Annotated in this window: 20 protein-coding genes and 1 other annotated feature; of the genes, 19 read left to right on the top strand and 1 reads right to left on the bottom strand. The window is 46.6% G+C overall.

Annotated elements, in window-relative coordinates; genetic code table 11:
- Position 1: 1 nt before the first annotated feature.
- The 16 genes from KNO94_RS06245 (at position 2) to KNO94_RS06320 (ending at position 16,310) form a co-directional block, all read left to right on the top strand.
- Positions 2-418: a hypothetical protein gene (locus KNO94_RS06245; RefSeq protein ID WP_214778254.1), complete on the top strand. Its 417-nt coding sequence runs from the start codon at positions 2-4 to the stop codon at positions 416-418.
- A gap of 120 nt (positions 419-538) precedes the next feature.
- The gene (locus KNO94_RS06250; RefSeq protein WP_251125841.1) at positions 539-1,510 is read left to right on the top strand and encodes a PhoH family protein; all 972 of its coding nucleotides are present in this window, start codon (positions 539-541) and stop codon (positions 1,508-1,510) included.
- A 42-nt stretch (positions 1,511-1,552) separates the two neighbouring features.
- Positions 1,553-3,640, top strand: coding sequence for an HD family phosphohydrolase (locus KNO94_RS06255; RefSeq protein WP_214778255.1), 2,088 nt, complete (start codon positions 1,553-1,555; stop codon positions 3,638-3,640).
- Complete coding sequence (ybeY, locus tag KNO94_RS06260) at positions 3,618-4,094, top strand: rRNA maturation RNase YbeY (protein ID WP_214741231.1); 477 nt, start codon at positions 3,618-3,620, stop codon at positions 4,092-4,094. The genes KNO94_RS06255 and ybeY overlap by 23 nt, the downstream gene beginning before the upstream one ends.
- On the top strand, positions 4,091-4,438 hold the full coding sequence (locus KNO94_RS06265; protein WP_214778256.1) for a diacylglycerol kinase family protein: 348 nt from the start codon (positions 4,091-4,093) through the stop codon (positions 4,436-4,438). Before ybeY ends, KNO94_RS06265 begins: the two co-directional genes overlap by 4 nt.
- Positions 4,439-4,468: 30 nt before the next feature.
- A complete protein-coding gene (era, locus tag KNO94_RS06270; protein ID WP_214741228.1) occupies positions 4,469-5,377 on the top strand; it encodes a GTPase Era in 909 nt (302 codons plus the stop codon).
- 3 nt (positions 5,378-5,380) lie between these two features.
- Positions 5,381-6,130, top strand: coding sequence for a DNA repair protein RecO (gene recO / locus KNO94_RS06275; protein WP_214778257.1), 750 nt, complete (start codon positions 5,381-5,383; stop codon positions 6,128-6,130).
- Between the two features lie 50 nt (positions 6,131-6,180).
- Positions 6,181-6,360, top strand: a binding site (T-box leader).
- 64 nt (positions 6,361-6,424) lie between these two features.
- Complete coding sequence (gene glyQ / locus KNO94_RS06280) at positions 6,425-7,318, top strand: glycine--tRNA ligase subunit alpha (protein WP_214775361.1); 894 nt, start codon at positions 6,425-6,427, stop codon at positions 7,316-7,318.
- Positions 7,311-9,365 carry a glycine--tRNA ligase subunit beta gene (gene glyS / locus KNO94_RS06285; protein WP_214778258.1) on the top strand — a complete coding sequence of 685 codons (2,055 nt, stop codon included), beginning with the start codon at positions 7,311-7,313 and terminating at the stop codon, positions 9,363-9,365. The genes glyQ and glyS overlap by 8 nt, the downstream gene beginning before the upstream one ends.
- Before the next feature lie 21 nt (positions 9,366-9,386).
- The gene (gene ccpN / locus KNO94_RS06290; RefSeq protein ID WP_214741222.1) at positions 9,387-10,016 is read left to right on the top strand and encodes a transcriptional regulator CcpN; all 630 of its coding nucleotides are present in this window, start codon (positions 9,387-9,389) and stop codon (positions 10,014-10,016) included.
- Positions 10,003-10,845 (top strand): pyruvate, water dikinase regulatory protein, encoded by an 843-nt coding sequence (locus KNO94_RS06295; RefSeq protein ID WP_214778259.1) that lies wholly within the window; start codon positions 10,003-10,005, stop codon positions 10,843-10,845. Before ccpN ends, KNO94_RS06295 begins: the two co-directional genes overlap by 14 nt.
- Before the next feature lie 127 nt (positions 10,846-10,972).
- A complete protein-coding gene (dnaG, locus tag KNO94_RS06300) occupies positions 10,973-12,784 on the top strand; it encodes a DNA primase (protein WP_214778261.1) in 1,812 nt (603 codons plus the stop codon).
- A gap of 35 nt (positions 12,785-12,819) precedes the next feature.
- Positions 12,820-13,914: an RNA polymerase sigma factor RpoD gene (rpoD, locus tag KNO94_RS06305; protein WP_012726640.1), complete on the top strand. Its 1,095-nt coding sequence runs from the start codon at positions 12,820-12,822 to the stop codon at positions 13,912-13,914.
- Positions 13,915-14,046: 132 nt separating this feature from the next.
- Positions 14,047-14,385, top strand: a complete 339-nt coding sequence (gene cccA, locus KNO94_RS06310; RefSeq protein ID WP_214741216.1) for a cytochrome c550 — start codon at positions 14,047-14,049, stop codon at positions 14,383-14,385.
- Between the two features lie 96 nt (positions 14,386-14,481).
- Positions 14,482-15,198 carry a tRNA (adenine(22)-N(1))-methyltransferase gene (locus KNO94_RS06315; protein WP_214778263.1) on the top strand — a complete coding sequence of 239 codons (717 nt, stop codon included), beginning with the start codon at positions 14,482-14,484 and terminating at the stop codon, positions 15,196-15,198.
- Positions 15,198-16,310, top strand: coding sequence for a Nif3-like dinuclear metal center hexameric protein (locus KNO94_RS06320; protein WP_214778270.1), 1,113 nt, complete (start codon positions 15,198-15,200; stop codon positions 16,308-16,310). Before KNO94_RS06315 ends, KNO94_RS06320 begins: the two co-directional genes overlap by 1 nt.
- A 42-nt stretch (positions 16,311-16,352) precedes the next feature.
- On the opposite strand, the gene KNO94_RS06325 is transcribed toward KNO94_RS06320, so the two are convergent.
- The gene (locus tag KNO94_RS06325) at positions 16,353-17,306 is read right to left on the bottom strand and encodes a 4-hydroxy-3-methylbut-2-enyl diphosphate reductase (protein ID WP_214741205.1); all 954 of its coding nucleotides are present in this window, start codon (positions 17,304-17,306) and stop codon (positions 16,353-16,355) included.
- Positions 17,307-17,435: 129 nt separating this feature from the next.
- Between KNO94_RS06325 and KNO94_RS06330 the strand changes: the two genes are divergently transcribed.
- The 3 genes from KNO94_RS06330 (at position 17,436) to KNO94_RS06340 (ending at position 21,530) form a co-directional block, all read left to right on the top strand.
- Positions 17,436-19,190, top strand: a complete 1,755-nt coding sequence (locus KNO94_RS06330) for an ATP-binding protein (RefSeq protein ID WP_251125862.1) — start codon at positions 17,436-17,438, stop codon at positions 19,188-19,190.
- The gene (locus KNO94_RS06335) at positions 19,187-20,125 is read left to right on the top strand and encodes a sugar ABC transporter substrate-binding protein (RefSeq protein ID WP_214741200.1); all 939 of its coding nucleotides are present in this window, start codon (positions 19,187-19,189) and stop codon (positions 20,123-20,125) included. The genes KNO94_RS06330 and KNO94_RS06335 overlap by 4 nt, the downstream gene beginning before the upstream one ends.
- Positions 20,126-20,186: 61 nt before the next feature.
- The gene (locus tag KNO94_RS06340; protein WP_214778273.1) at positions 20,187-21,530 is read left to right on the top strand and encodes a DEAD/DEAH box helicase; all 1,344 of its coding nucleotides are present in this window, start codon (positions 20,187-20,189) and stop codon (positions 21,528-21,530) included.
- Positions 21,531-21,556 lie beyond the last annotated feature (26 nt).

A 21,556-nucleotide genomic window follows, 5' to 3' on the forward strand; every position in this document is an offset into this window, starting at 1 on the left:
TATGGATGGACTTTGGGTACTCTTGTTAGCCGCCTTCGGAATCGCCTCGGCTGTGATGAAGCGGCTTGAAAAGTCATCTTCCTCTGGTGAGCGTCCTCAAAGTAGTGAATTGAAACGCTATTTAGATTCAGTAGGGGACGTCATGAAAGAGATTGAAACGGCATTCGACTCTGACGAAAAACCCGCACCACAAAAGGTGAGGCGTCGAGTTGCTCGAACGGTAGAAGAGCGACCGGTTTCCCGTGAACGACAAGTCGACATGCCGAAAGTGAGTGCGCAATTTGAACAAGCGGTTAAAATTCCACCGATTCCACAGGAAAAGAAACCGAAACAACTGAACGTTTCGAAAAAGCGAATGCGAGAAGCTGTCATTTGGAGTGAGGTATTACAACCTCCAATCTCGAAACGAAAGAAGTGAACGGAGGGCAGTAACGCCATGTTACTGCCTTTTGCTTATGGAAATTGCACGGTCTTTCTTTCACGATAGGCGTGATAGTGCTAAAGTAAAAGAGGAATAACCGATTTTGATGAGGGGGCAATGCATCCATTGATTATGACTGATAAAATACCATTCGTCATGGAACACGCGAACGAAGCGCAAGCTTTACTCGGACCGAAAGATGAAGTGTTCCAAGCGATTGAAACAGAATTGAAAGTGGCACTCATCCCAAGGGGTGAGGAGTTGATTATCCAAGCCGATACGGCTGAGACTCTTGAATTGACGAAACAAGTGATCATCACCTTGCAGACCTTAGTGAAGAAAGGTGCCCGGCTAAACGAAAGTGATGCCATCAGTGTTATCCAACATATCCAAGTCGGAAAAGGAGATGAGTTGCTCGAACACTACGAGCGCGTCGTCTTTACAACGAACAAGGGGAAACCGATTCGGGCCAAAACGGTTGGACAGAGCCGGTATGTTCGTGCGATTGAGCGACGGGACCTCGTCTTTGGAATTGGACCTGCCGGAACCGGGAAAACCTATTTGGCTGTCGTCCTTGCGGCGCGCGCTTTAAAGGAAGGTCAGGTCAAACGGATCATTTTAACACGACCTGCAGTGGAAGCCGGAGAGAACCTCGGATTTTTACCGGGAGATTTGAAAGAAAAAGTAGATCCATATCTCCGCCCGTTGTATGATGCACTATTCGATGTGTATGGGGTAGAGCAGACGAACCGTTTGTTGGAGCGGGGTACGATTGAAGTGGCTCCTCTCGCATATATGCGTGGACGCACGTTAGAAGATGCCTTCGTCATTTTGGATGAGGCACAGAATACAACAAAAGAACAAATGAAGATGTTTTTGACGCGGCTCGGTTTTGGATCGAAAATGGTGGTCACGGGGGATTTGACCCAAGTCGATTTACCGAAAGGCAAAGCATCGGGATTACAGGAGGCGTTACGCCTGTTAGAGGGCGTGGACGGCATTCATTTTGAACACTTTAGCGCCTCTGACGTCGTTCGTCATCCGCTCGTCAAAAAAATCATCAACGCCTATAGTACGGACCTGACTTAAGGTTACAGGAAAAGTCATCGTATCGTGAAAGGGGGGGCACGAATGCAACAAGCTAAAAACTGGACAGTCGCGATGATTTCGCTGATTTTCTTTCTCTTATTAGGGGCAATCCTTTACTTTACCGTGCGCCCGTCTATCATCAGTGTGGAACCGTTAGGAATTGCCGAGCAGGACATTCGTTCTCCGATCACGGTCGAAGATCGGGACGCGACCGAACGGTTGAAACAGGAAGTGACGAATGGAGTCGGCAGTCAATTTTCTCTCAGAAAAGAGTTTGCCGATCAACAAATTGCGAAAGTGGAGCAATTGTTTGCAGCATTCGACAAGACAGATGACGACACGGAACTGGCGGACATTAAAAACCGTCTAAATTCCACAGAGGCGAACAGGGTACTCGCTGATGAGGAATTGAATTCGCTTCTTGAAGCGAGTGAAGATACGCGTCAAACGGTCGAGGACGTGACTGTGACCGCATTACAGCAAGTGATGGATAATCGGATTGAAACGAGCAATGAGGCCGTCGCGGCAGCGCGAGACCGTGCCGCTGCCATTATCGACCAATCACCTCTCTCGTTTGAATTTCGAGCGATCTCAAAGACGTTGAGTGATGAGCTCATCGTTCCGAACTACGTGTTCGATTCTGAAGCAACACGTCAAAAAGAGCAGGAAGCCGTGGATGCCGTTGACCCGGTGATCATTCAGGAGGGGCAGCTCCTCGTTAGTCAGGGAGAGGTTGTCACGCGGGAAACGTACCGGAAGCTTGAATTATCAGGCGCCATTGATCCGAACCGCTCTCTTGCTCCATTATTTGGATCGTTTTTACTAAGTGCCTTATTAACAGGCGGTTTTTTATTCATGCTGATTCGCTCGAAGATTAAAGATTTGTTGCTAAGTCCAAAAATCTTAGTGACGGTGTATGGGTTATTGCTGTTACAACTTGGCATCTTCTTTGGAGTCGGGTACATCGGCGTCGACTATACGACATATGCCTATATCTTGGCGCCAACCGCGTTTGTCGTCTTACTCTTACGCATTTTGATTGATGAGCGAGTCGCTCTCGCTTCGGCTTTCATTACAATGATTGCTGGGAGTATCGTCGTCACATTCGGACAAAGCACAAATTTCATGACGTTGGTATACGTCGCGACAGGTAGTTTTTTAGCCGTCTTTTTGGTTGAACCGAAAATTCAGCGGAAGCGTTTATTCTTATCGGGCGTGTTTCTCGGTCTCGTCAACATCATCATGGTGATTGCCTTACTCTTACTACGGAACGTGCAAGTTTCTTGGGAAATGGCGATGTATCTTTCAGGATTTGCCGTCATCAGCGCCCTATTGTCGATTGTTTTGACATTTGGTTTTTTACCCTTCCTCGAGCCATGGTTCGGCGTCCTATCATCTGGTCGACTTGTTGAATTGATGAGCCCGACCCATCCATTGTTGCGTAAGCTTTTGATGGAGGCACCCGGTACGTATCACCATAGTATGATGGTGGCGAACTTGGCAGAGTCCGCATGTGAGGCGATTGGCGCAGATGGTCTCCTCGCGCGTGTCGCGAGCTATTATCATGATCTTGGAAAGACGGAGCGTCCGCTTCATTTCATCGAAAATCAGCAAGGTGGAGGGAATCCTCATGATCGGCTGACACCTGAAGAATCGGCGGATATCATTATGGCCCATCCTTATGATGGAGCCGATTTGCTGCGACGGTATAAGTTGCCGAAAGAAATCATCGATATCGCCGAGCAACATCACGGGACGTCTCTATTAAAATATTTCTTCGTGAAAGCGAAAGAAGATCACGAAAAAGATGTAGTCGAGTCTCGCTTCCGTTATCCAGGACCGAAGCCTCAAACTCGTGAAGCAGCGGTCGTCATGATTGTCGACTCGATTGAAGCGGCCGTCCGTTCACAGAAACAACCGACGCCCGAGAAGATTCGAATGCTCGTTCGCGCCATCATTCGAGATAAGTTGGCGGATGGTCAGTTTGAAGACTGTGAATTGACGACACGAGAAATTTGGCGCGTCGGTGAAAGTGCCTGTGAGACGTTGACCGGATTATTCCATGAACGAATCGAATACCCAGAATTAAAGAAAGAGGGAGAACTACATGCAAATCATCTCGAACGATGAACATGAATTGTTAACAACATCTCAAATCGAACTCGTTGAGTCGATTCTACAACACGCCGCACAGTTAGAAGAGGTGGAAGAACCAAGTGAGTTGTCGGTCACGTATTTGACGAATGCCGAAATTCATGAGGTAAACCGGGAGTGGCGAGGCAAAGACGCACCGACAGATGTCATCAGCTTTGCATTTGATGAGATGGGGGATGACGAGATGGATTTCGTGCTCGATGAAGATGAACCACATCTTCTCGGTGATTTAGTCATCTCAGTCGAACGTTGTCGGGAGCAGGCGGCTGACTATGGTCATTCGTTTGAGCGGGAGCTCGGCTTTTTAGCAATCCACGGATTCCTTCATCTTCTTGGGTATGATCATATGACACCTGAGGAAGAGGCGGAAATGACCGCGAGACAAGAGGAAGTGCTCACTCACTTCGAATTGAAGAGAGGCAACGTGTGAAACCGTTCCGTGTAGCATGTGTCGGCTTGTTCCATGCCATTCGAACAGAACGAAATATGCGACTACATCTCATATCAGCGTTACTCGTTTTCGCCTTTGCAATATGGCTACAAACGACTCGAATCGAGAATGTCATCTTACTGATATGGGTCGTTGCCATCATCAGTTTAGAGATGATGAACACTGCGATTGAACGAACGGTCGATCTCGTGACAAAGGACGTCCATCCCCTTGCGAAGCAAGCGAAAGATGTAGCCGCGGGGTCCGTATTGGTCGCTTCCGCAGGTGCTGCCGTAACGGCACTCATAATATTCGGTCCTCGGCTATGGAACATGCTATACTAATAGTTCTGAAATGGAGAAAGCAGGTGCACTATGTATCAAGAAGATTTTAAATCTGGATTCGTGTCGATCATCGGTCGACCGAACGTCGGAAAGTCGACATTCCTCAACCGTGTGATCGGGCAAAAGATTGCCATCATGTCGGATAAACCTCAAACGACTCGAAATAAAGTACAAGGTGTGTACACGACGGATGATTCTCAAATCATCTTCATCGATACACCAGGGATTCATAAGCCGAAACATCGTCTCGGCGATTTCATGATGAAAGTGGCGACGAACGCTCTTCGCGAGGTCGATGCCATTCTATTCATGGTGAACGTGACAGAGCCCCGTGGTGCCGGTGATGACTTTATCATCGAGAAACTGAAAGGTCTTGATACACCGATCATCCTCGTCATGAATAAAATCGATTTGATTCATCCGGATGAACTTCCAAAGGTGATTGAACAATATACGAATGAACTGGATTTTGCGGCATATGTCCCGATTTCTGCGTTACAAGGGAATAATGTCGATCCACTCTTAGGTGAGATCAAGAAATTGTTGCCTGAGGGACCAATGTATTACCCAGCTGATCAAGTGACGGACCACCCGGAACGATTCATCATCTCGGAGATGATTCGTGAGAAGGTACTGCATAAGACACGCGATGAAGTGCCGCACTCGATTGCTGTAGCCATTGAATCGATCAAGAAACGTGAGAACTCTGAGATGATTGATGTCGAAGCCGTCATCATGGTGGAACGTGATTCGCAAAAAGGAATCATCATCGGGAAGAAAGGTGCCATGCTTCGTGAAATCGGAACGGATGCCCGACAAGATATCGAGGCCCTTCTCGGTACGAAAGTCTATTTAAATCTGTGGGTGAAAGTACAGAAAGACTGGCGTAACAAAATGGGTCAGCTCCGTGACCTTGGTTTCCGCGACGACGAGTATTAAGCCATGTTACAAAAAGTCACGGGAATTGTCATTCGCACCGTTAATTATGGGGAATCGAATAAAGTCGTGACATTGTTTACAGAGGAACTTGGCAAAGTCGCGATGATGGCGCGAGGCGCAAAGAAACCAGGCAGTCGGTTTCATGCCTCGAGTCAGCCGTTCGTGGAAGGTGTCTACATCTTTCCATTCAGCCGTGGGCTCGCGCAATTGAAATCGTCCGATGTCGTCACTTCATACCCGGAGATCCGGAAAGATGTGGAACGCATGGCGTATGCGATGTATTGGTTGGAACTCGTTGACCGTTCTGTCGAAGATCGTGTCCAAAACCGTCCACTGTTTCGGATTTTACAGGATGCACTCCAAGCATTAAATGCAGGAATGGATGCCGATGTAATCACCCATCATTTTGAATTAAGGATGTTACATCTGTTAGGGGTGTCTCCTGTACTGACTGGATGTGTCCGATGTGGCGATGTGACAGATCCTATGTACTTCTCTGTCACATCAGGTGGTTTTTTATGTGCGAAACATCAAGAAGAAGGTGCCGTTCGATTGTCAGAGCGCCTTGCGAAATTGCTCTATCTGATGAGTAAACACGAATTATCAGAGTTTCGGAATGTACCATTGTCTGATGAGTCCAGAATTCTCTTACGACAGCTCTTTGATGCGTATATGGAATCATACAGTGGACTGCGATTGAAGACGAAGCGAGTACTCGACCAAATGATTCGACTTCATCTGAATGAGGATTGACTTTTTTAGGTGAATCCGATACGATGAGTTACGATTAGACAAATGAAATAGCGTGCGCGATGAAGGAAAAAAGTAACTCTTCCTGTCATGAATGAAGCGAGTCCGGGTTGGTGTGAGCCGGGCGTCATGAGAAGAGTGAATGGCGATTCCAGAGCGCCCACATCTTTTAAGAGTGGCCCCATTATTGGGGCAAGTAGGGTGGAACCGCGGGAATCAATCCCGTCCCTATGTGCTGGGCACATAGGGGCGTTTTTTGTCGTTTCAATACTATTGGAGGTGTCATTAATGAAGCACATGACTATGCAAGAGATCATTCTCACGCTACAAAACTTTTGGGCGTCAAAAGGCTGCTTGACGATGCAGGCGTACGATGTAGAAAAAGGGGCCGGGACGTTGAACCCGATGACTACATTAAGAACACTAGGTCCGGAACCATGGAATGTTTGTTATACAGAGCCATCACGTCGACCGGCTGACGGTCGTTACGGGGAAAACCCGAACCGTCTATATCAACACCATCAGTTCCAGGTGATCATGAAGCCGTCACCGAGTAACATTCAGGAGCTGTACTTAGAGAGTCTTGAATTGATTGGCATCAATCCGCTCGAGCATGATATCCGTTTCGTCGAAGACAACTGGGAAAACCCGACGTTCGGAGCAGCGGGTCTCGGTTGGGAAGTTTGGTTGAACGGAATGGAAATCACACAGTTCACGTACTTCCAACAAGTCGGTGGAATTGAGTGTGACCCGATTGCCGTGGAAATCACATACGGACTTGAACGTCTCGCTTCATACATTCAGGAAGTAGAAAGTGTATTCGACCTTGTTTGGACAGATGGATTCAAATACGGCGACATCTTCTATCAACCTGAATTTGAACACTCGAAATATACGTTCGAACTGTCTGATGTCGATATGTTGTTCACGTTATTTGATACGTATGAGAAAGAAGCGAAGCGTGCGCTTGAAGAAAACCTTGTCTTCCCTGCATATGATTACATTTTAAAATGTTCGCACACGTTCAACTTGTTGGACGCGAAAGGCGCTATTTCTGTGACAGAACGTACAGGGTTTATCCAACGTGTCCGAAATATGTCACGTGCGTGTGCCGCTAAATTTATTGAAGAACGGGAACGCCTTGGTTTCCCACTTTTGAAACAAGAGAAAGCAGGTGACTTGAATGCGTGACCTTTTGTTAGAGATTGGATTAGAGGAACTACCGGCTCAATATGTCTTACGTTCAGAGAAACAGCTGGCGGAACGTGTTGATACGTTTTTAAAAGAGGCGCGTGTTGATTTTGGCTCAATCGAAGTGTACTCGACACCACGCCGGTTGGCTGTCATCGTTCGGGATGTAGCTGAAACACAACAAGACTTGACAGAAACCCTTCGTGGACCGGCCAAGAAGATTGCGCAAGATGCGGAAGGCAATTGGTCAAAGGCGGCGCAAGGTTTTGCTCGCGGTCGTGGACTCACGGTAGAGGACCTTTATTTCGCAGAAGAAAAGGGAGTCGAGTACGTCTTCGCAGAGCGTCATGAAAAAGGACATGAAACAGTTTCGTTATTAAACGGACTTGAAGACGTAGTCCGTAGCATGACGTTCCCGAAAAATATGAAGTGGGGAACGAGCAGCCTACGGTATATGCGCCCGATTCGTTGGTTGATCGCCCTCTTTGGTCAAGACATCATCGACTTCACAATCGAAGGCGTGAAAACGAATAACGTGACACGAGGTCATCGCTTCCTCAGTAAAGGAGACGTTGTCGTCAACTCATCTGGTGAATACGTAGAAGCACTAGAAGCTGCCTTCGTCATGGCAAACTACGAGACGCGTAAAGCCGAAATCGAACGTCAAATTCAAGAGCTTGCCGCGAAACAAGGATGGACGATTCCACTTGATGCCGACTTGTTAGAAGAAGTAACAAACTTAGTCGAGTGGCCGACCGCTCTCTTCGGAGAATTTGATGAAGCGTACCTCGACTTGCCTGAAGAAGTGTTGATCACGACGATGAAAGAGCACCAACGATATTTCCCGGTCTATATCGATGGTACGTTAAAAAATTATTTCGTTACCGTTCGAAACGGGAATGCCGACCATCTTGAGAATGTCGCGCGCGGTAACGAGAAAGTTATTCGGGCACGTCTTGCGGATGCCGTGTTCTTCTATGAAGAGGACAAAAAGACGAAGATTGATGATCAGCTCGTTCGTCTCGATCGCATCGTCTTCCATGAAAAATTGGGAACGACTGGTGCGAAAGCACGTCGCGTGACGAAAATCGCCCAAGAACTTGCGCCGTTATTTAAGGCTGACCTCGAAAAAGTAAATCGTGCCGGTGCGATTCATAAGTTCGACCTCGTCAGTCAAATGGTATACGAGTTTACAGAACTTCAAGGCATCATGGGTGAAAAGTATGCGCTTCAGCAAGGTGAGGACAAGGAAGTCGCGGCTGCAATCCGTGAACACTATATGCCACGCTTCGCAGGAGATGCCTCTCCAGAAACGGCGACAGGTGCTGTGCTCGCTCTTTCTGACAAACTGGACTCGATTGCCGCATTCTTTGGAATCGGTATGATTCCGAGTGGTTCGCAAGACCCGTTCGCGCTTCGTCGTCAAGCTCAAGGTGTCGTTCAAATTCTTGGGGATTGGAAGATTGACCTATCAATCGACAAACTTCTTTCAAAAGTTGTCGAATTGCAACTAGAAGCAGGACTCTATGAAGCCGATAAAGAACAAGTTAAAGCACAACTTGATGAATTCTTCAAACTGCGCTTGAAATATCGCCTACAAGAGCAACAGGTTCGTTATGATGTGATTGATGCTGTATTGACAACAACGCTTACGGTCGATCGTTTGGATGCTCGTGCCCACGCGATTCAAGACTTTGTATCGAACGATGCGAAAGCGTTGATTGAACAGTTATCACGTGTCGTCAACATCTCGAAAAAAGGTGAATCGGGTGACGTTGACCCTGCTTTGTTTGAGAATGATCAAGAAGTTGCGTTACACGAAGCAATCGAACAGACAGCTTCTGAAACGATGAAGGCCGTTCAAACGGGTGATTACAACAAAGCGTTACAACTTCTTAAAACGCTCGAAACACCGATTATGATGTATTTCGAACATACAATGGTCATGAGTGAGGACGAGGCCATTCGCCAAAATCGTCTCCATGAAATGAACCGACTTGCAACGACGATTAAGAGTGTCGCAGACTTCAACGCGCTCGTACTCTAAACAAACTAGAGGGGGTTGGCTATGCAACTGAATGAACGCCAACAAAAAATCGTTGAAATTGTGAAGGAAAATGGACCGATTACAGGGGAGCACATCGCTCAAGAGTTGTCGTTGACGCGTGCGACCCTACGGCCAGACCTTGCCATTTTGACGATGACAGGAATACTTGAAGCTAGACCTCGTGTCGGCTACACGTTCGTTGGCAAACGAAATTCGTCGATGCTCCGAGAAAAACTTGATTCGCTTACCGTAGGAGATTTTATGTCTTCTGCGAAAGTCGTCCGAGATGAGATGACGGTATATGATGCGATTGTCACGCTATTCTTAGAAGATGTAGGATCTTTATTCGTTGTCGGGCGTGACCGAGAGTTGGTCGGGGTACTTTCTCGGAAAGATCTCCTTCGTGCGGCCATTGGGAATCAAGATTTAGATCAATTACCAGTTAACGTCATCATGACCCGTATGCCGAACATTACGGTATGTGAGAAATCCGAAACGTTGATTCGTGCTGGTATGAAATTGATTGAGAAACAAATCGATGCCATGCCCGTTGTGGAAGAAAAAGATGGGAAACTAATTGTGCTCGGACGAATGACGAAGACTAATATGACGAAGGTGCTCATTGCGTTAGCGAACGATGAATCGATCTGAGGAGGAAACTGAATTGACTACGAAACAACTCGTGTTCGTTGTAAGTGACTCGGTCGGGGAAACTTGTGAACTCGTCGTCCGTGCAGCGAGTATCCAATTCCATGAGAATGCGATTGAAACCCTTCGCATCCCGTTCGTCGAAGATGAGCAGACGATTATCGATGTCGTCACGCAAGCGAAGGCACAGCAGGCGATTATTGCATTCACACTCGTCAATGAAGAGCATCGCGCCCTTCTGATGCGACTCGGTGATGAGCATCACGTCAAGACAGTTGATCTGCTCGGCGATTTACTCGACGTATTATCCGGACAGCTGAAAGAAGCGCCTCGTGAAAAGCCGGGTCTCATCTATCGATTGGATGACGATTATTTCCGGAAAATCGAGGCGATGGAATTTGCCGTTAAATACGATGATGGTCGAGACCCACGAGGGTTGAAGAAAGCCGACATCGTACTCGTCGGTGTGTCACGAACATCAAAGACGCCACTATCACAATATTTGGCACTAAAACGATATAAGGTCGCGAACGTGCCACTTGTCCCGGAATCACGACCTCCTGAGGAATTATTTGATTTACCGGCAGAACGGTGTGTCGGACTAATCATCTCTCCAGAAAAATTGATTTCGATTCGAATGGAGCGCCTCAAGTCACTTGGGTTAAAACCGGAAGCCGATTATGCACAGCTCGAGCGAATCAATCGCGAACTCGAGTATGCACGTGGGATTTATGAACGAATCGGTTGTGATGTGATTGATGTGACGAATAAAGCCGTCGAAGAGACAGCGGGTATTATTTTACGACATCTTGAGCAATCGAGAGACGACTGAATCGAGTAAGTGTTTCAAATAGTAATCATTGCCTCAAGAGGGTATAATAGAGTATTGACAGTACAGTGAAACGGAACGTGATCAGCGTTCCGTTTCGTTGCGAGATTGGAAACAGGGAGTGGTCAAGATGCCACGTATACCAGATGAAGTCATCGCAGAAGTGAAACAAGCGACTGATATCGTTGAACTGATTGGTGAACGAGTCGAACTGAAGAAACAGGGACATCGTCTCGTTGGATTGTGTCCGTTTCATTCTGAAAACTCACCGTCCTTCTCCGTTTCACCCGAAAAGGGGATGTATCACTGTTTCGGTTGCGGTGCCGGAGGGAATGTGTTTACATTCGTGATGGAAACAGAGGGCTTGTCCTTTCCTGAGACAGTCGAGCGCCTCGCCACACGTGCGAATATTTCAGTAGATGGTATTCAAGGCGACGAGGAATTGACGCGTGAACAAGTTTGGCGTAAACAGATGCGGGATGCGCATCGGCTTGTCGCTGACTTGTATCACGAAGTGTTGATGAAAACGGAGGCTGGCGAAGTAGGCTTATCGTACTTGCGAAATCGGGATCTGTCTGAAGATACGATGGCGCAATACAAAATTGGGTTTGCCCCAGACCAACGACGCTTTACTGTCGAGTTGTTGGAGCGGCGCGGGTTTGACTTAGAAGTGATGGTTGAAGCGGGTTTGATTTCAAAGTCGAAGTCCGGTGAATATTTTGACCGATTTGAAGGACGGGTCGTCTTTCCGATTGCGGATCGAGACGGCACCATCGTTGGCTTCAGTGGACGCGCGATTGATGACAGACAACCTAAATACGTGAATACGGCTGAAACGCCATTATTCAATAAGAGTGAATTATTATTTGGATTCTCTCAAGCCCGGGCGACGATGCGTAAGAAAAAACGTGTCTTCCTCGTGGAAGGGAACGTGGACGTGTTACAAGTTGCTCAAGCCGGGACTCAAGAGGTCGTGGCCTCACTTGGTACTGCGTTCTCCCCACAACACGCAAGGGCCTTATCCCGAATCGTAGAAGAGGTGATCATCTGCTATGACGGGGACCATGCGGGACAAGAGGCGACACAAAAAGTCATTCGTTTATTAGAGACATCCCCACTAGATGTTCAAGTTTTACCATTACCCGAAAAGACGGACCCGGATGATTATATTCGGCAACACGGAGCTACTCATTGGCAACAATTTGTCGAGACGGAGCAGTTGAGCATCCTTGATTTTATGAACCGGATGCATCGGCGAGGAAAAAACCTGAACCGAGAAGGAGAACGCATTCGCTTTATTGAATCTATGCTTGAAGAGATCGGCAAGACAAATGATTCGATTCGAAGAGATTTATACGTGAAAAAATTGTCGGATGAGTTTGATATTCCACTAGAGACGCTTCGTTCGAGAATTCCTCGTCCGCCGTCAAGCGAGTCAACTCCCGCCCGTGCGATGGAACCTGTGGAGCCGATACGAAAACGTTCCAGTAAAACAGGTGAGCCTCGTTGGATGAAAGCAGAGAAGTACTTGTTACGTGCGATGTTGACGGGGCCGGAACAAGTTCGTTTTGTACGTGACCGTTTGGGTCTTGGTTATCAGGATGAAACTCATCGTATGTTGAGCTCGGCATTATATGAAATCGTGTCCGACACGATGACGCAAGATGAATTTGATCAAGTTACGCTACCGTTTATGGAGCGTTATTGCGATCAACGCCCCGACTATGCGATGCGCTTTGCGGAGATTCGACTGATGGCTGGACCGGATGAACTGTCTGAAGAGGTTTTAGACGAATACATTCGGGTCATAAACAGTTATGAGGAGCAACGTCAAATTGAGCGTGCAAAAAGGGAAATCGCTCAAGACGCCGAAAGTATTGTAGACCAGGCGTCCAAGCTACAAGAATTGATTGCCCGTAGTCGTCGTCTTCGAGAACGATGATCGTGGATGAAGTTTGGAAGGAGTTGAACTGCTAAATGGCAGAGAAGAAGAAAGAGGATTTATTTAACGCCATAGAAGAGCTTGAGAAATTAGGTAAGAAAAAAGGCGTCGTCTCAATGCAAGCAATCCAAGATCGCCTCAGTCACTTTGAGGTGGATTCGGATTTCATCGATAACTTCATCGAAGATTTAGAAGCGAAAGATATCCGCGTCACAGAGGATGCGGCGGACGCAGAAGAAACACCTGCGAAAAAAGAAGATGAAGAAGTCGATTTAAATGATTTATCGGTACCCCCTGGTATTAAAATCAACGATCCGGTTCGCATGTATTTGAAAGAAATCGGACGCGTCGATCTTCTCAGTGCAAAAGACGAGACAGAGCTCGCTAAACGAATCGAACAAGGGGATGAAGAAGCGAAGAAGCGTCTCGCAGAAGCGAACCTACGTCTTGTCGTTTCGATTGCGAAACGTTATGTCGGACGTGGAATGCTTTTCCTTGATTTGATTCAAGAAGGGAACATGGGACTCATCAAAGCGGTCGAAAAATTTGACTACATGAAAGGGTTCAAATTCTCGACGTACGCCACATGGTGGATCCGTCAGGCTATTACACGTGCGATTGCCGACCAAGCTCGTACAATTCGGATTCCGGTGCACATGGTCGAAACGATTAACAAGCTCATTCGTGTGCAGCGCCAATTGCTTCAAGATCTCGGCCGTGAACCATCTCCTGAAGAGATTGCCAAAGAGATGGAACTCACACCTGAAAAAGTGCGTGAGATTTTGAAGATTGCCCAAGAACCTGTATCTCTTGAAACACCAATTGGAGAAGAGGACGATTCACATCTCGGTGATTTCATCGAAGACCAAGATGCGATGGCACCACAAGATGCGGCAGCTTACGAATTGTTGAAAGAACAATTAGAAGACGTATTGGACACGTTGACGGACCGCGAGGAAAATGTCCTTCGTCTCCGTTTCGGATTAGACGATGGTCGTACACGCACACTAGAAGAAGTAGGAAAAGTGTTCGGCGTCACCCGTGAACGGATTCGTCAAATCGAGGCGAAAGCCCTCCGGAAATTACGTCACCCAAGTCGTTCGAAACGCTTGAAAGACTTCCTCGATTAAGTTCATATTTGAATAAAGTGTGAAGTTTTAGAAGAAAGGGAGGAAAATGAGTGATTTTCCTTCCTTCTTTATTATTTTTTGAGTAAAATAGTGTTGGATAGAAATTTGGAATGAACATGAGGGGGAACTACAATGCGTAATCCATTGTTACCGTTTGCGGCAATCGCAATCGTCGCAATTATTGCCATGGTATCATTATCGTATTTTGGGGTGAATCAGGCGCAACAAGCGGCTGAAGGTCCATCAGTCACTGAAATGAATCCAGAAGAATTGTATGCAGCGAAAGGTTGCACAGGTTGCCACGGCGGAAACCTTGAGGGTGGCGTCGGTCCTGCACTTACTGGTGTCGGTGAACGCCTTTCAGCTGAAGAAATCGCAAACATCGCTGTAAATGGTAAAGGTGCAATGCCAGCAGGTCTTGCAACGGCTGAAGAAGCAGAAGTACTTGCGAACTGGTTGATTGAACAATAAGCTGTGACGCACTCCATGACGGGGTGCGTTTTTTGTTGTCGAAGTGTGGAGAATTCGATACGCTAAGGAAGAAGTAGAACAAAGGAGTTGTCTTGTATGCAAGAACGTGTCATGTTAGACCGCCGATTAAAGCAGGTCGTTGATTATATCCCTAAAGGAAGCGTGCTCGCTGATATCGGATCAGATCATGCGTATGTCCCATGCTATGCCTATCAACATGGAATCATTGAGAAGGGGATTGCAGGTGAAGTAAATGTCGGACCGATGGAGGCCGCAAAAGCTCAAGTTGACTTGATTGGGGCACGTGATGTCATCGACGTGCGTCTTGGTGACGGACTAGCCGTACTAGGCGAGGATGAAGCGACATGTATCTCGATTTGTGGAATGGGAGGCAGCTTGATTCGGTCCATTCTCGAAGCAGGAAAAGAGAAGCTTGGTGCGGTGGAGCGACTCATTCTTCAACCGAATGTCGATGGACAACATGTGCGAAGCTGGTTATTAGCGAACGGCTATGTCCTTATCGAAGAATCAATCGTCGAAGAAAATGATAAGGTTTATGAGATTCTCGTTGGTGAAAAAGGGTCGGAAACCATCTATAGTGAAGAACCAAACGAACAATCGTGGCAACTCTTATTCGGTCCTTATTTGGTGCAGGAGCGGTCCGATGCGTTCAAGCTAAAATGGAGCAGAGAAGCCGATAAGTTGGATTACGTACTTGGTCAAATGGCGGAAGGGAATCAGTCAGATGCCTTGATTCAAAAACAAGATGAGTTCAAACGGATGCGTGACAAGATGAGAGAGGTGAGTCAATAATGGCGAACGGAAATCATGTGATCCAGTTGTTTGAAGAATTTGCACCGAAACATTTAGCAGTCGAAGGAGATAAGATCGGGTTGCAAATTGGGTCGCTGAATAAAGACGTCAAACGAATCATGGTGACGCTCGATGTGCTTGAATCGGTCGTGGATGAAGCGATTGAGAAAAAGGTGGATTTGATTATCGCCCATCATCCGCCTATCTTTAGTCCGTTATCTCAGGTGAATGACCGCTCGACGGCAGGGAAAATCACGATGAAATGTATTCAGCATGATATCGCGGTCTACGTGGCGCATACGAACCTAGATGTCTGTGAGGGTGGCGTGAATGATTGGATGAGTGAAGCAATCGGATTGCACGACATAAACGTACTCGTTCCGACGTATGAAGAACCGGTTTATAAATTATCCGTATTTGTTCCGGAGTCACATGCAGAAGACGTGTCACGTGCATTAGGTAAAGCTGGCGCCGGACACATCGGAGACTATGCGGATTGTCAGTTCCGTGTTGCTGGCACGGGACAGTTCACTCCGCTTGAAGGAACGACACCGTTCATTGGAAGACCGCATGAAACAGAACAAGTGAGCGAAGTGAGAATCGAGACGGTCGTTCGAGAGAGTCAGAAGAAGCGAGTTTTACGAGCGATGCAAGATGCTCATCCGTATGAAGAAGTAGCATACGACTTGATTCGAGATGAGATAGAAGGGCACGTATTTGGATTAGGGCGAATCGGACGACTAGAACAACCTATGACGCTTGAACAGTTTGCTGCGCTTGTGAAGACATCTTTCAATGTCGAGGGCGTACGCGTCGTTGGAAATCCGGAACGGCTGATTGAGAAAGTGGCGGTCCTTGGCGGAGACGGGAATAAGTATGTATCGACTGCACACTTTAAAGGAGCGGATGCCTACGTGACAGGGGACCTATACTTCCACGTGGCGCATGATGCGATGGCATTAGGACTTGCCGTTGTCGATCCGGGTCATCATGTCGAAAGTGTGATGAAGCAAGGGGTCATCGATGTGCTCTCGAGAAAGTTTGAACAGGCGAAAATCGATGTCGACTTACTCATTTCAGAGTCGAATACGAACCCGTTTCAGTTCAGATGACATGTAAAAATCCCCCATCCTCTGAGAGAATGGGGGATTGCTTCACTTACGCAATGCTTTTACTTTCGGCAAGATGCTCCGAAGTTCAAGGAATGGTGTTTTGTCGTGAGTACTCAAATCATTCGGGTCATACTGTGACAAGAAGTCGATGACTTTTTTCGTGATTGGAGTTGGTGTGGATGCACCGGATGTCACGGCAACAGTCTCTACACCTTCGAGCCAGTTCAAGTCGAGCTCGCTCAAGTCACCGATGCGATATGCATTCGTTCCGGCAATCTCCTTTGAAACTTGTGCCAGGCGATTCGAGTTGTTTGATTTAGGGTCGCCGACGACGATCAACAATTCGCAGTCGCCTGCTTGTTCAGCGACAGCTTCTTGTCTGACCTGTGTCGCATTACAGATTTCATTATGCACTTCCACGTGTGGGTAACGAGCCTGAATCGTTTCTATCAATGCGGAGACGTCCCATTGACTCATCGTCGTCTGGTTCGTCACGAGAATTTTCCGGTCAAACAACCGGCTCGGCAATTGGTCGATTTCGTGTTCGTATTGAATTAAATGGACGTGGTCCGGTGCGACCCCGATCGCCCCTTCAGGCTCAGGATGCCCATGTTTTCCGATATAGATGACATCATATCCTTCTGCCGTTTTTTCACGAATTAAATCGTGAGTCACAAGGACGTCTGGACAAGACGCATCGACAATCGTCAATCCTTTTTCAATCGCCCGTTTCCGAACGAGTGGTGAGATTCCGTGTGCCGTGAAGACGACCGTTCCACGGTCGATCGTTTCGAGCGCTTGCATGCGATCTTCTCCATCCACAGTTTTGACACCAAGATCCTCAAACGCCTGCGTAACGTGACGGTTGTGGACAATCATTCCAAGTATATGAATCGGGCGTGGCAAATCTGGATTTGCGACTGCCTCATTTGCAAGTTTCATGGCATCGACGACACCATAACAATATCCGCGAGGACTAATTTTTTTAACTTTCATATGAAGACGAAGGCTCCTTTCGAAGTGCTTTCATACATATTAGTCTAACATTGTTTCGAAATTACGAAAAGATTTGCGTGTATTCATGCTATAATTTTTAGGTTAGAGAGGAGGGACGCCGTGAGTCGTATGAAATCATTACGTGAACTGAAAAAATCATACTTTTTCCAAATCACATTTATTATCATTATCATTTTAGCACTCGTCATTTCGTCGCTTGCCTTTTCTGCTGACCGCGTCACGGTGTCTCGAGCAGAAGAGTTGGCAAAAGAGCAATTTGATTACGCAATCGACGACAGTATTGAAAATGTCGAATCTCGACTTGGAAAACTGTATGAAGATTTGGTTTATCTGGGTGCCTACGTCGGAAATGAGTCATTGATTGAAGAACGCATCAAAACAGGATATTTGAATCAGCGGACAAGCTTCACATCCATTTTCTATTATGATTTGAAACGAGATTCGTTCAAATGGTATTCGGAACGACAGGTTCCTTCCTATGCGATCAAGCGGGATTCGAAGTTTAAAGAAGTGTTAACCGCCAGTGGAAAAGAGTTATATATGAGTGATCCCGTGATGATCAGTGGAGATATGGGGACCTTTTTATACGTTCCCGTCATTGAAAACAATCAACCAATCGGGATATTCGGTGGGAGTGTCAGCGTCTTAAACTCCGACTTGTATCGCAGATCATTAGAGTCAGCGAATGATGATATGATTCTTTACTTATTAGACGAACAAGGTGAAGTGTTGACGACTTCCTTTAACTTGGTCACGGATGCAGAACGCCGTGTGTCACGAGAAGTCATTGATAACGTGTTAGGTAGAAGTTCACGAACGATTTTGAGTACGGATGAAGACACGTTAATGTATGAACCCGATGCTCGAGTGAGCGGATGGAGCATGCTCGCTAAGCATCAGAACGACTCAGTGTATGAGACGGTATATGATACACGTTGGCAGTACCTGATGATTGCCCTCGTTACGTTTTTTTTAAGTATCCTAGTAGGACTGTTGTTGTCTCGTACGTTGACGAGTCCGCTTGTCGAGTTGGTCAACCAAATCAAAAAGCAACAATCACTCGGCACCATTTCGTTAGAACGAACGGGTTCAAAAGAAGTGGAAACGTTACTCGACACGTATAATGATTATGCCCAGCGAATGGAGACGTCACGACGGGAACAACTAAGTCAACAACAGCTGATTTTACACCAAGAAAAGTTAGCCTCTCTCGGACAGTTGGCCGCGGGGATTGCTCATGAAATTCGTAACCCGCTTACACCCGTACACATCACGTTACAAATGGTGCGAGCAGGGCAGAGTGATGAAGAGATGGTGAAGGTTGCCATCAAAGAGTTGGAGCGGGCAAACGATTTGATTACGACCATGTTGACGCTCGCTAAACCCGATCAGGCCGGAAAATATGAAACATGGATTGACATGATAGAGTTCACGAAGCGACTTGAATTTTTAATGGATGCGGAATGTTATAAACGTCCGACGAAATGGGAATTACTTGTACCGAACGACATGCCAGCATTTTATGCATCGTTTGATATGCTCGTTCAAATTATCTACAATCTGTTTAAAAATGCGGTCGATGCGGTCGAATCAAAAGGTGCAGAGGGAAGTGTAGTCGTCACCGTCCTCTTTACCGAACAGGAATATCGTTTCCTAATAGAAGATAATGGAATCGGGATGAGTGAGAATCAACTTGAAACAATCGGTTCTGCATTTAAAACGACAAAAGAGAAAGGGAATGGTCTTGGTATTTACATGATCCAAGAGTATTTGAAGAGTGTGAACGGTGCGATGGAAATTGATAGTGTGTTAGGTAAAGGTACCGCCATCTTAATCAAGATTCCAAGGAGACACCCGTCATGAAAGGACTCAAACATTATTGGCTCTGGTTGCCGATCGTTTGGGCGATGACGATTCTTCTCATCACATCGATTCAACTCCCTGAGCAAAAAGCTACCGAAAAAGAAGTGGGCTTTGTGTTCGTTAGTGATAAACACGAACATGCCAACAAACTATTAGATTCGTTCGTGCACACTGCCAACCAAAAGGGATTTATCCCGATTCCGACAACGAGTGAAGATTCTCGCGTCTTAGAGAAAGAGAAACTAGATTCATTGATTGACCGTGGGGTCGAGGCAATTTTTTTAACGACACTCGATGATACGTTCATCCAACCATCATTGGAACGTGCGAAAAGTAAAAACATTCCAATCATTGCGATTGATCGCATGATTGATCATCCGAGTGTCCTGACATCGGTCGTATCGGACAATGTGGATATCGGACGGATGGCAGCCGAACAGATTGCCGCAAAATATAAAAACCTAGATCGACCAATTCGTGTAGTAGAAGTGAGTGGGACCCCAAAAGTTCGTTCCACTATGGACCGTAGTTTAGGGATCCGAGAGTATGAGAAAGAACATGCAGAGGACTTTCAAATTATCGCGTCGATTACCGGAAATTATGATACGTTTCAAGCAGAGATTGAAATGTCACGTTGGTTAGAAGAGAAGATTCCATTTGATGCGGTGTTTTCGCATAATGATGATAATACGTTCGGCGTCGTTCGCGCTTTAGAAAGCCATGGTCTAACAGATAAAACGATTGTGTCGGTTGATGGGGTTTCAGACATTTATCCGCTCATTCAAAACGGGAAAGTGAATGCGACCGTCGTTCAGTCACCGAACGAGATGATGGAAGTCGGCTTCAAGGCGCTCGAACAGCATTTAAATGGAAAGAAAATTGCCAAACACTACTATTCATCGAGTTATTTATATGAAGGTGTGGCAAAAGATTGATTGACAAATGATTTGATTCCGCTATGCTAGGAAAAGTGGAAAGAAACAGGAGGTGTATCGATTGAACAGCTTCCAACAGTTCAAATTGCTACCGTTTATGATTGATGCGTTAACAGAAAAACGCATCACGAAACCGACCGATATACAAGCACGGATCATTCCGGCTGCTTTGAATGGTCGAGATATTATTGGAAAATCACAAACAGGAACGGGGAAAACACTCGCATTCTTGTTGCCGATCGTTGAAGCGATCAACCCAGAAGAAGAATCCGTCCAGGCAATCGTTGTCGCACCGACACGCGAACTTGCTTGGCAAATTCACGAAGAATTGAAATCAATTTTGATTAAGAACCCGGAGTATATTAAATCAAGTTTAATTGTCGGGGGAACAGACCGTGAACGTCAAATTGATAAGATGAAAAATCCGCCACAAATCATCATCGGGACGCCGGGACGAATTCTTGACTTGATGAAGGCACAAGCATTATTCCCTCATAAAGTGAGTCATTTCGTCGTCGATGAAGCCGACCAAATGCTCGATATGGGATTCTTGCCTGAAGTGGATCGCATCGCGCAAGCACTTCCGGAAAAACTGCAAACAATGGTCTTCTCAGCAACAATCCCTGAGAAGCTCGAACCATTCTTGAAGAAATATCTTCATGATCCACGTTTTGCAGAAGCAAGCCCGGAGCATCGTGTCGCACCAAAAATCAAGCACCATGTCATCCCGGTACGTCACCGTGATCGCAAGGAATTGACTGTCGAAATAGCGAAAGCAATCAATCCGTTCGTTTGTCTCGTCTTCACAAACACGAAGCAAGAAGCGGATGAGTTAGAGACATCGTTCCGTGAGGCCGGACTTAACGTCGGTACATTGCACGGAGATATGCAGGCACGTCGCCGCAAACAAGCGATTAAAGATATTAACGACGCGAAATACCAATACGTGATTGCCACTGACTTGGCGGCACGCGGAATTGATATCTCTGGTGTGTCTCATGTCATCAACCACGGCATCCCGAAAGACCTTGATTTCTATACGCACCGAGTCGGTCGTACGGGCCGTGCAGGTGCGTCAGGTGAAGCGTATACGTTATACGAGGACCATGAAAATGGACCGATTAACCGTCTCGAAGAACGTGGGTTTGAATTCACACACGTCGATTTGCGCAACGGTTCGATTCAACCGATAAAAACACGTCGTCGTCGTCAAACAGACCGGAAGATGAAAGTCTCGCATACGGCACACAGTCGCATGGCCGGTGAAATCAAGAAGGCGAAGAAAAAAGTGAAGCCTGGCTATAAAAAGAAATTTAAGTACAAGTTAAAAGAAACGGCTTCACGTGAGCATATGCAACAACAACGTTCCGATCGTCGAGCTGCACGTAAGAAAAACAAACGTTAATTTTTTGAGAGAATCGACTTCTTGGA

The organism is Exiguobacterium sp. s22 (genome assembly GCF_018617455.1).
In the GTDB taxonomy this organism is placed as follows: Bacteria; Bacillota; Bacilli; order Exiguobacteriales; family Exiguobacteriaceae; genus Exiguobacterium.

Coding starts and splice junctions, on each gene's coding strand:
- glyQ (WP_214775361.1), top strand. CDS start 6,425: ATGACTATGCAAGAGATCATTCTCACGCTACAAAACTTTTGGGCGTCA.
- ccpN (WP_214741222.1), top strand. CDS start 9,387: ATGCAACTGAATGAACGCCAACAAAAAATCGTTGAAATTGTGAAGGAA.
- KNO94_RS06330 (WP_251125862.1), top strand. CDS start 17,436: ATGAAATCATTACGTGAACTGAAAAAATCATACTTTTTCCAAATCACA.
- KNO94_RS06255 (WP_214778255.1), top strand. CDS start 1,553: ATGCAACAAGCTAAAAACTGGACAGTCGCGATGATTTCGCTGATTTTC.
- dnaG (WP_214778261.1), top strand. CDS start 10,973: ATGCCACGTATACCAGATGAAGTCATCGCAGAAGTGAAACAAGCGACT.
- KNO94_RS06295 (WP_214778259.1), top strand. CDS start 10,003: ATGAATCGATCTGAGGAGGAAACTGAATTGACTACGAAACAACTCGTG.
- KNO94_RS06325 (WP_214741205.1), bottom strand. CDS start 17,306: ATGAAAGTTAAAAAAATTAGTCCTCGCGGATATTGTTATGGTGTCGTC.
- glyS (WP_214778258.1), top strand. CDS start 7,311: ATGCGTGACCTTTTGTTAGAGATTGGATTAGAGGAACTACCGGCTCAA.
- KNO94_RS06315 (WP_214778263.1), top strand. CDS start 14,482: ATGCAAGAACGTGTCATGTTAGACCGCCGATTAAAGCAGGTCGTTGAT.
- recO (WP_214778257.1), top strand. CDS start 5,381: ATGTTACAAAAAGTCACGGGAATTGTCATTCGCACCGTTAATTATGGG.
- KNO94_RS06335 (WP_214741200.1), top strand. CDS start 19,187: ATGAAAGGACTCAAACATTATTGGCTCTGGTTGCCGATCGTTTGGGCG.
- ybeY (WP_214741231.1), top strand. CDS start 3,618: ATGCAAATCATCTCGAACGATGAACATGAATTGTTAACAACATCTCAA.
- KNO94_RS06320 (WP_214778270.1), top strand. CDS start 15,198: ATGGCGAACGGAAATCATGTGATCCAGTTGTTTGAAGAATTTGCACCG.
- rpoD (WP_012726640.1), top strand. CDS start 12,820: ATGGCAGAGAAGAAGAAAGAGGATTTATTTAACGCCATAGAAGAGCTT.
- era (WP_214741228.1), top strand. CDS start 4,469: ATGTATCAAGAAGATTTTAAATCTGGATTCGTGTCGATCATCGGTCGA.
- KNO94_RS06250 (WP_251125841.1), top strand. CDS start 539: ATGCATCCATTGATTATGACTGATAAAATACCATTCGTCATGGAACAC.
- KNO94_RS06245 (WP_214778254.1), top strand. CDS start 2: ATGGATGGACTTTGGGTACTCTTGTTAGCCGCCTTCGGAATCGCCTCG.
- cccA (WP_214741216.1), top strand. CDS start 14,047: ATGCGTAATCCATTGTTACCGTTTGCGGCAATCGCAATCGTCGCAATT.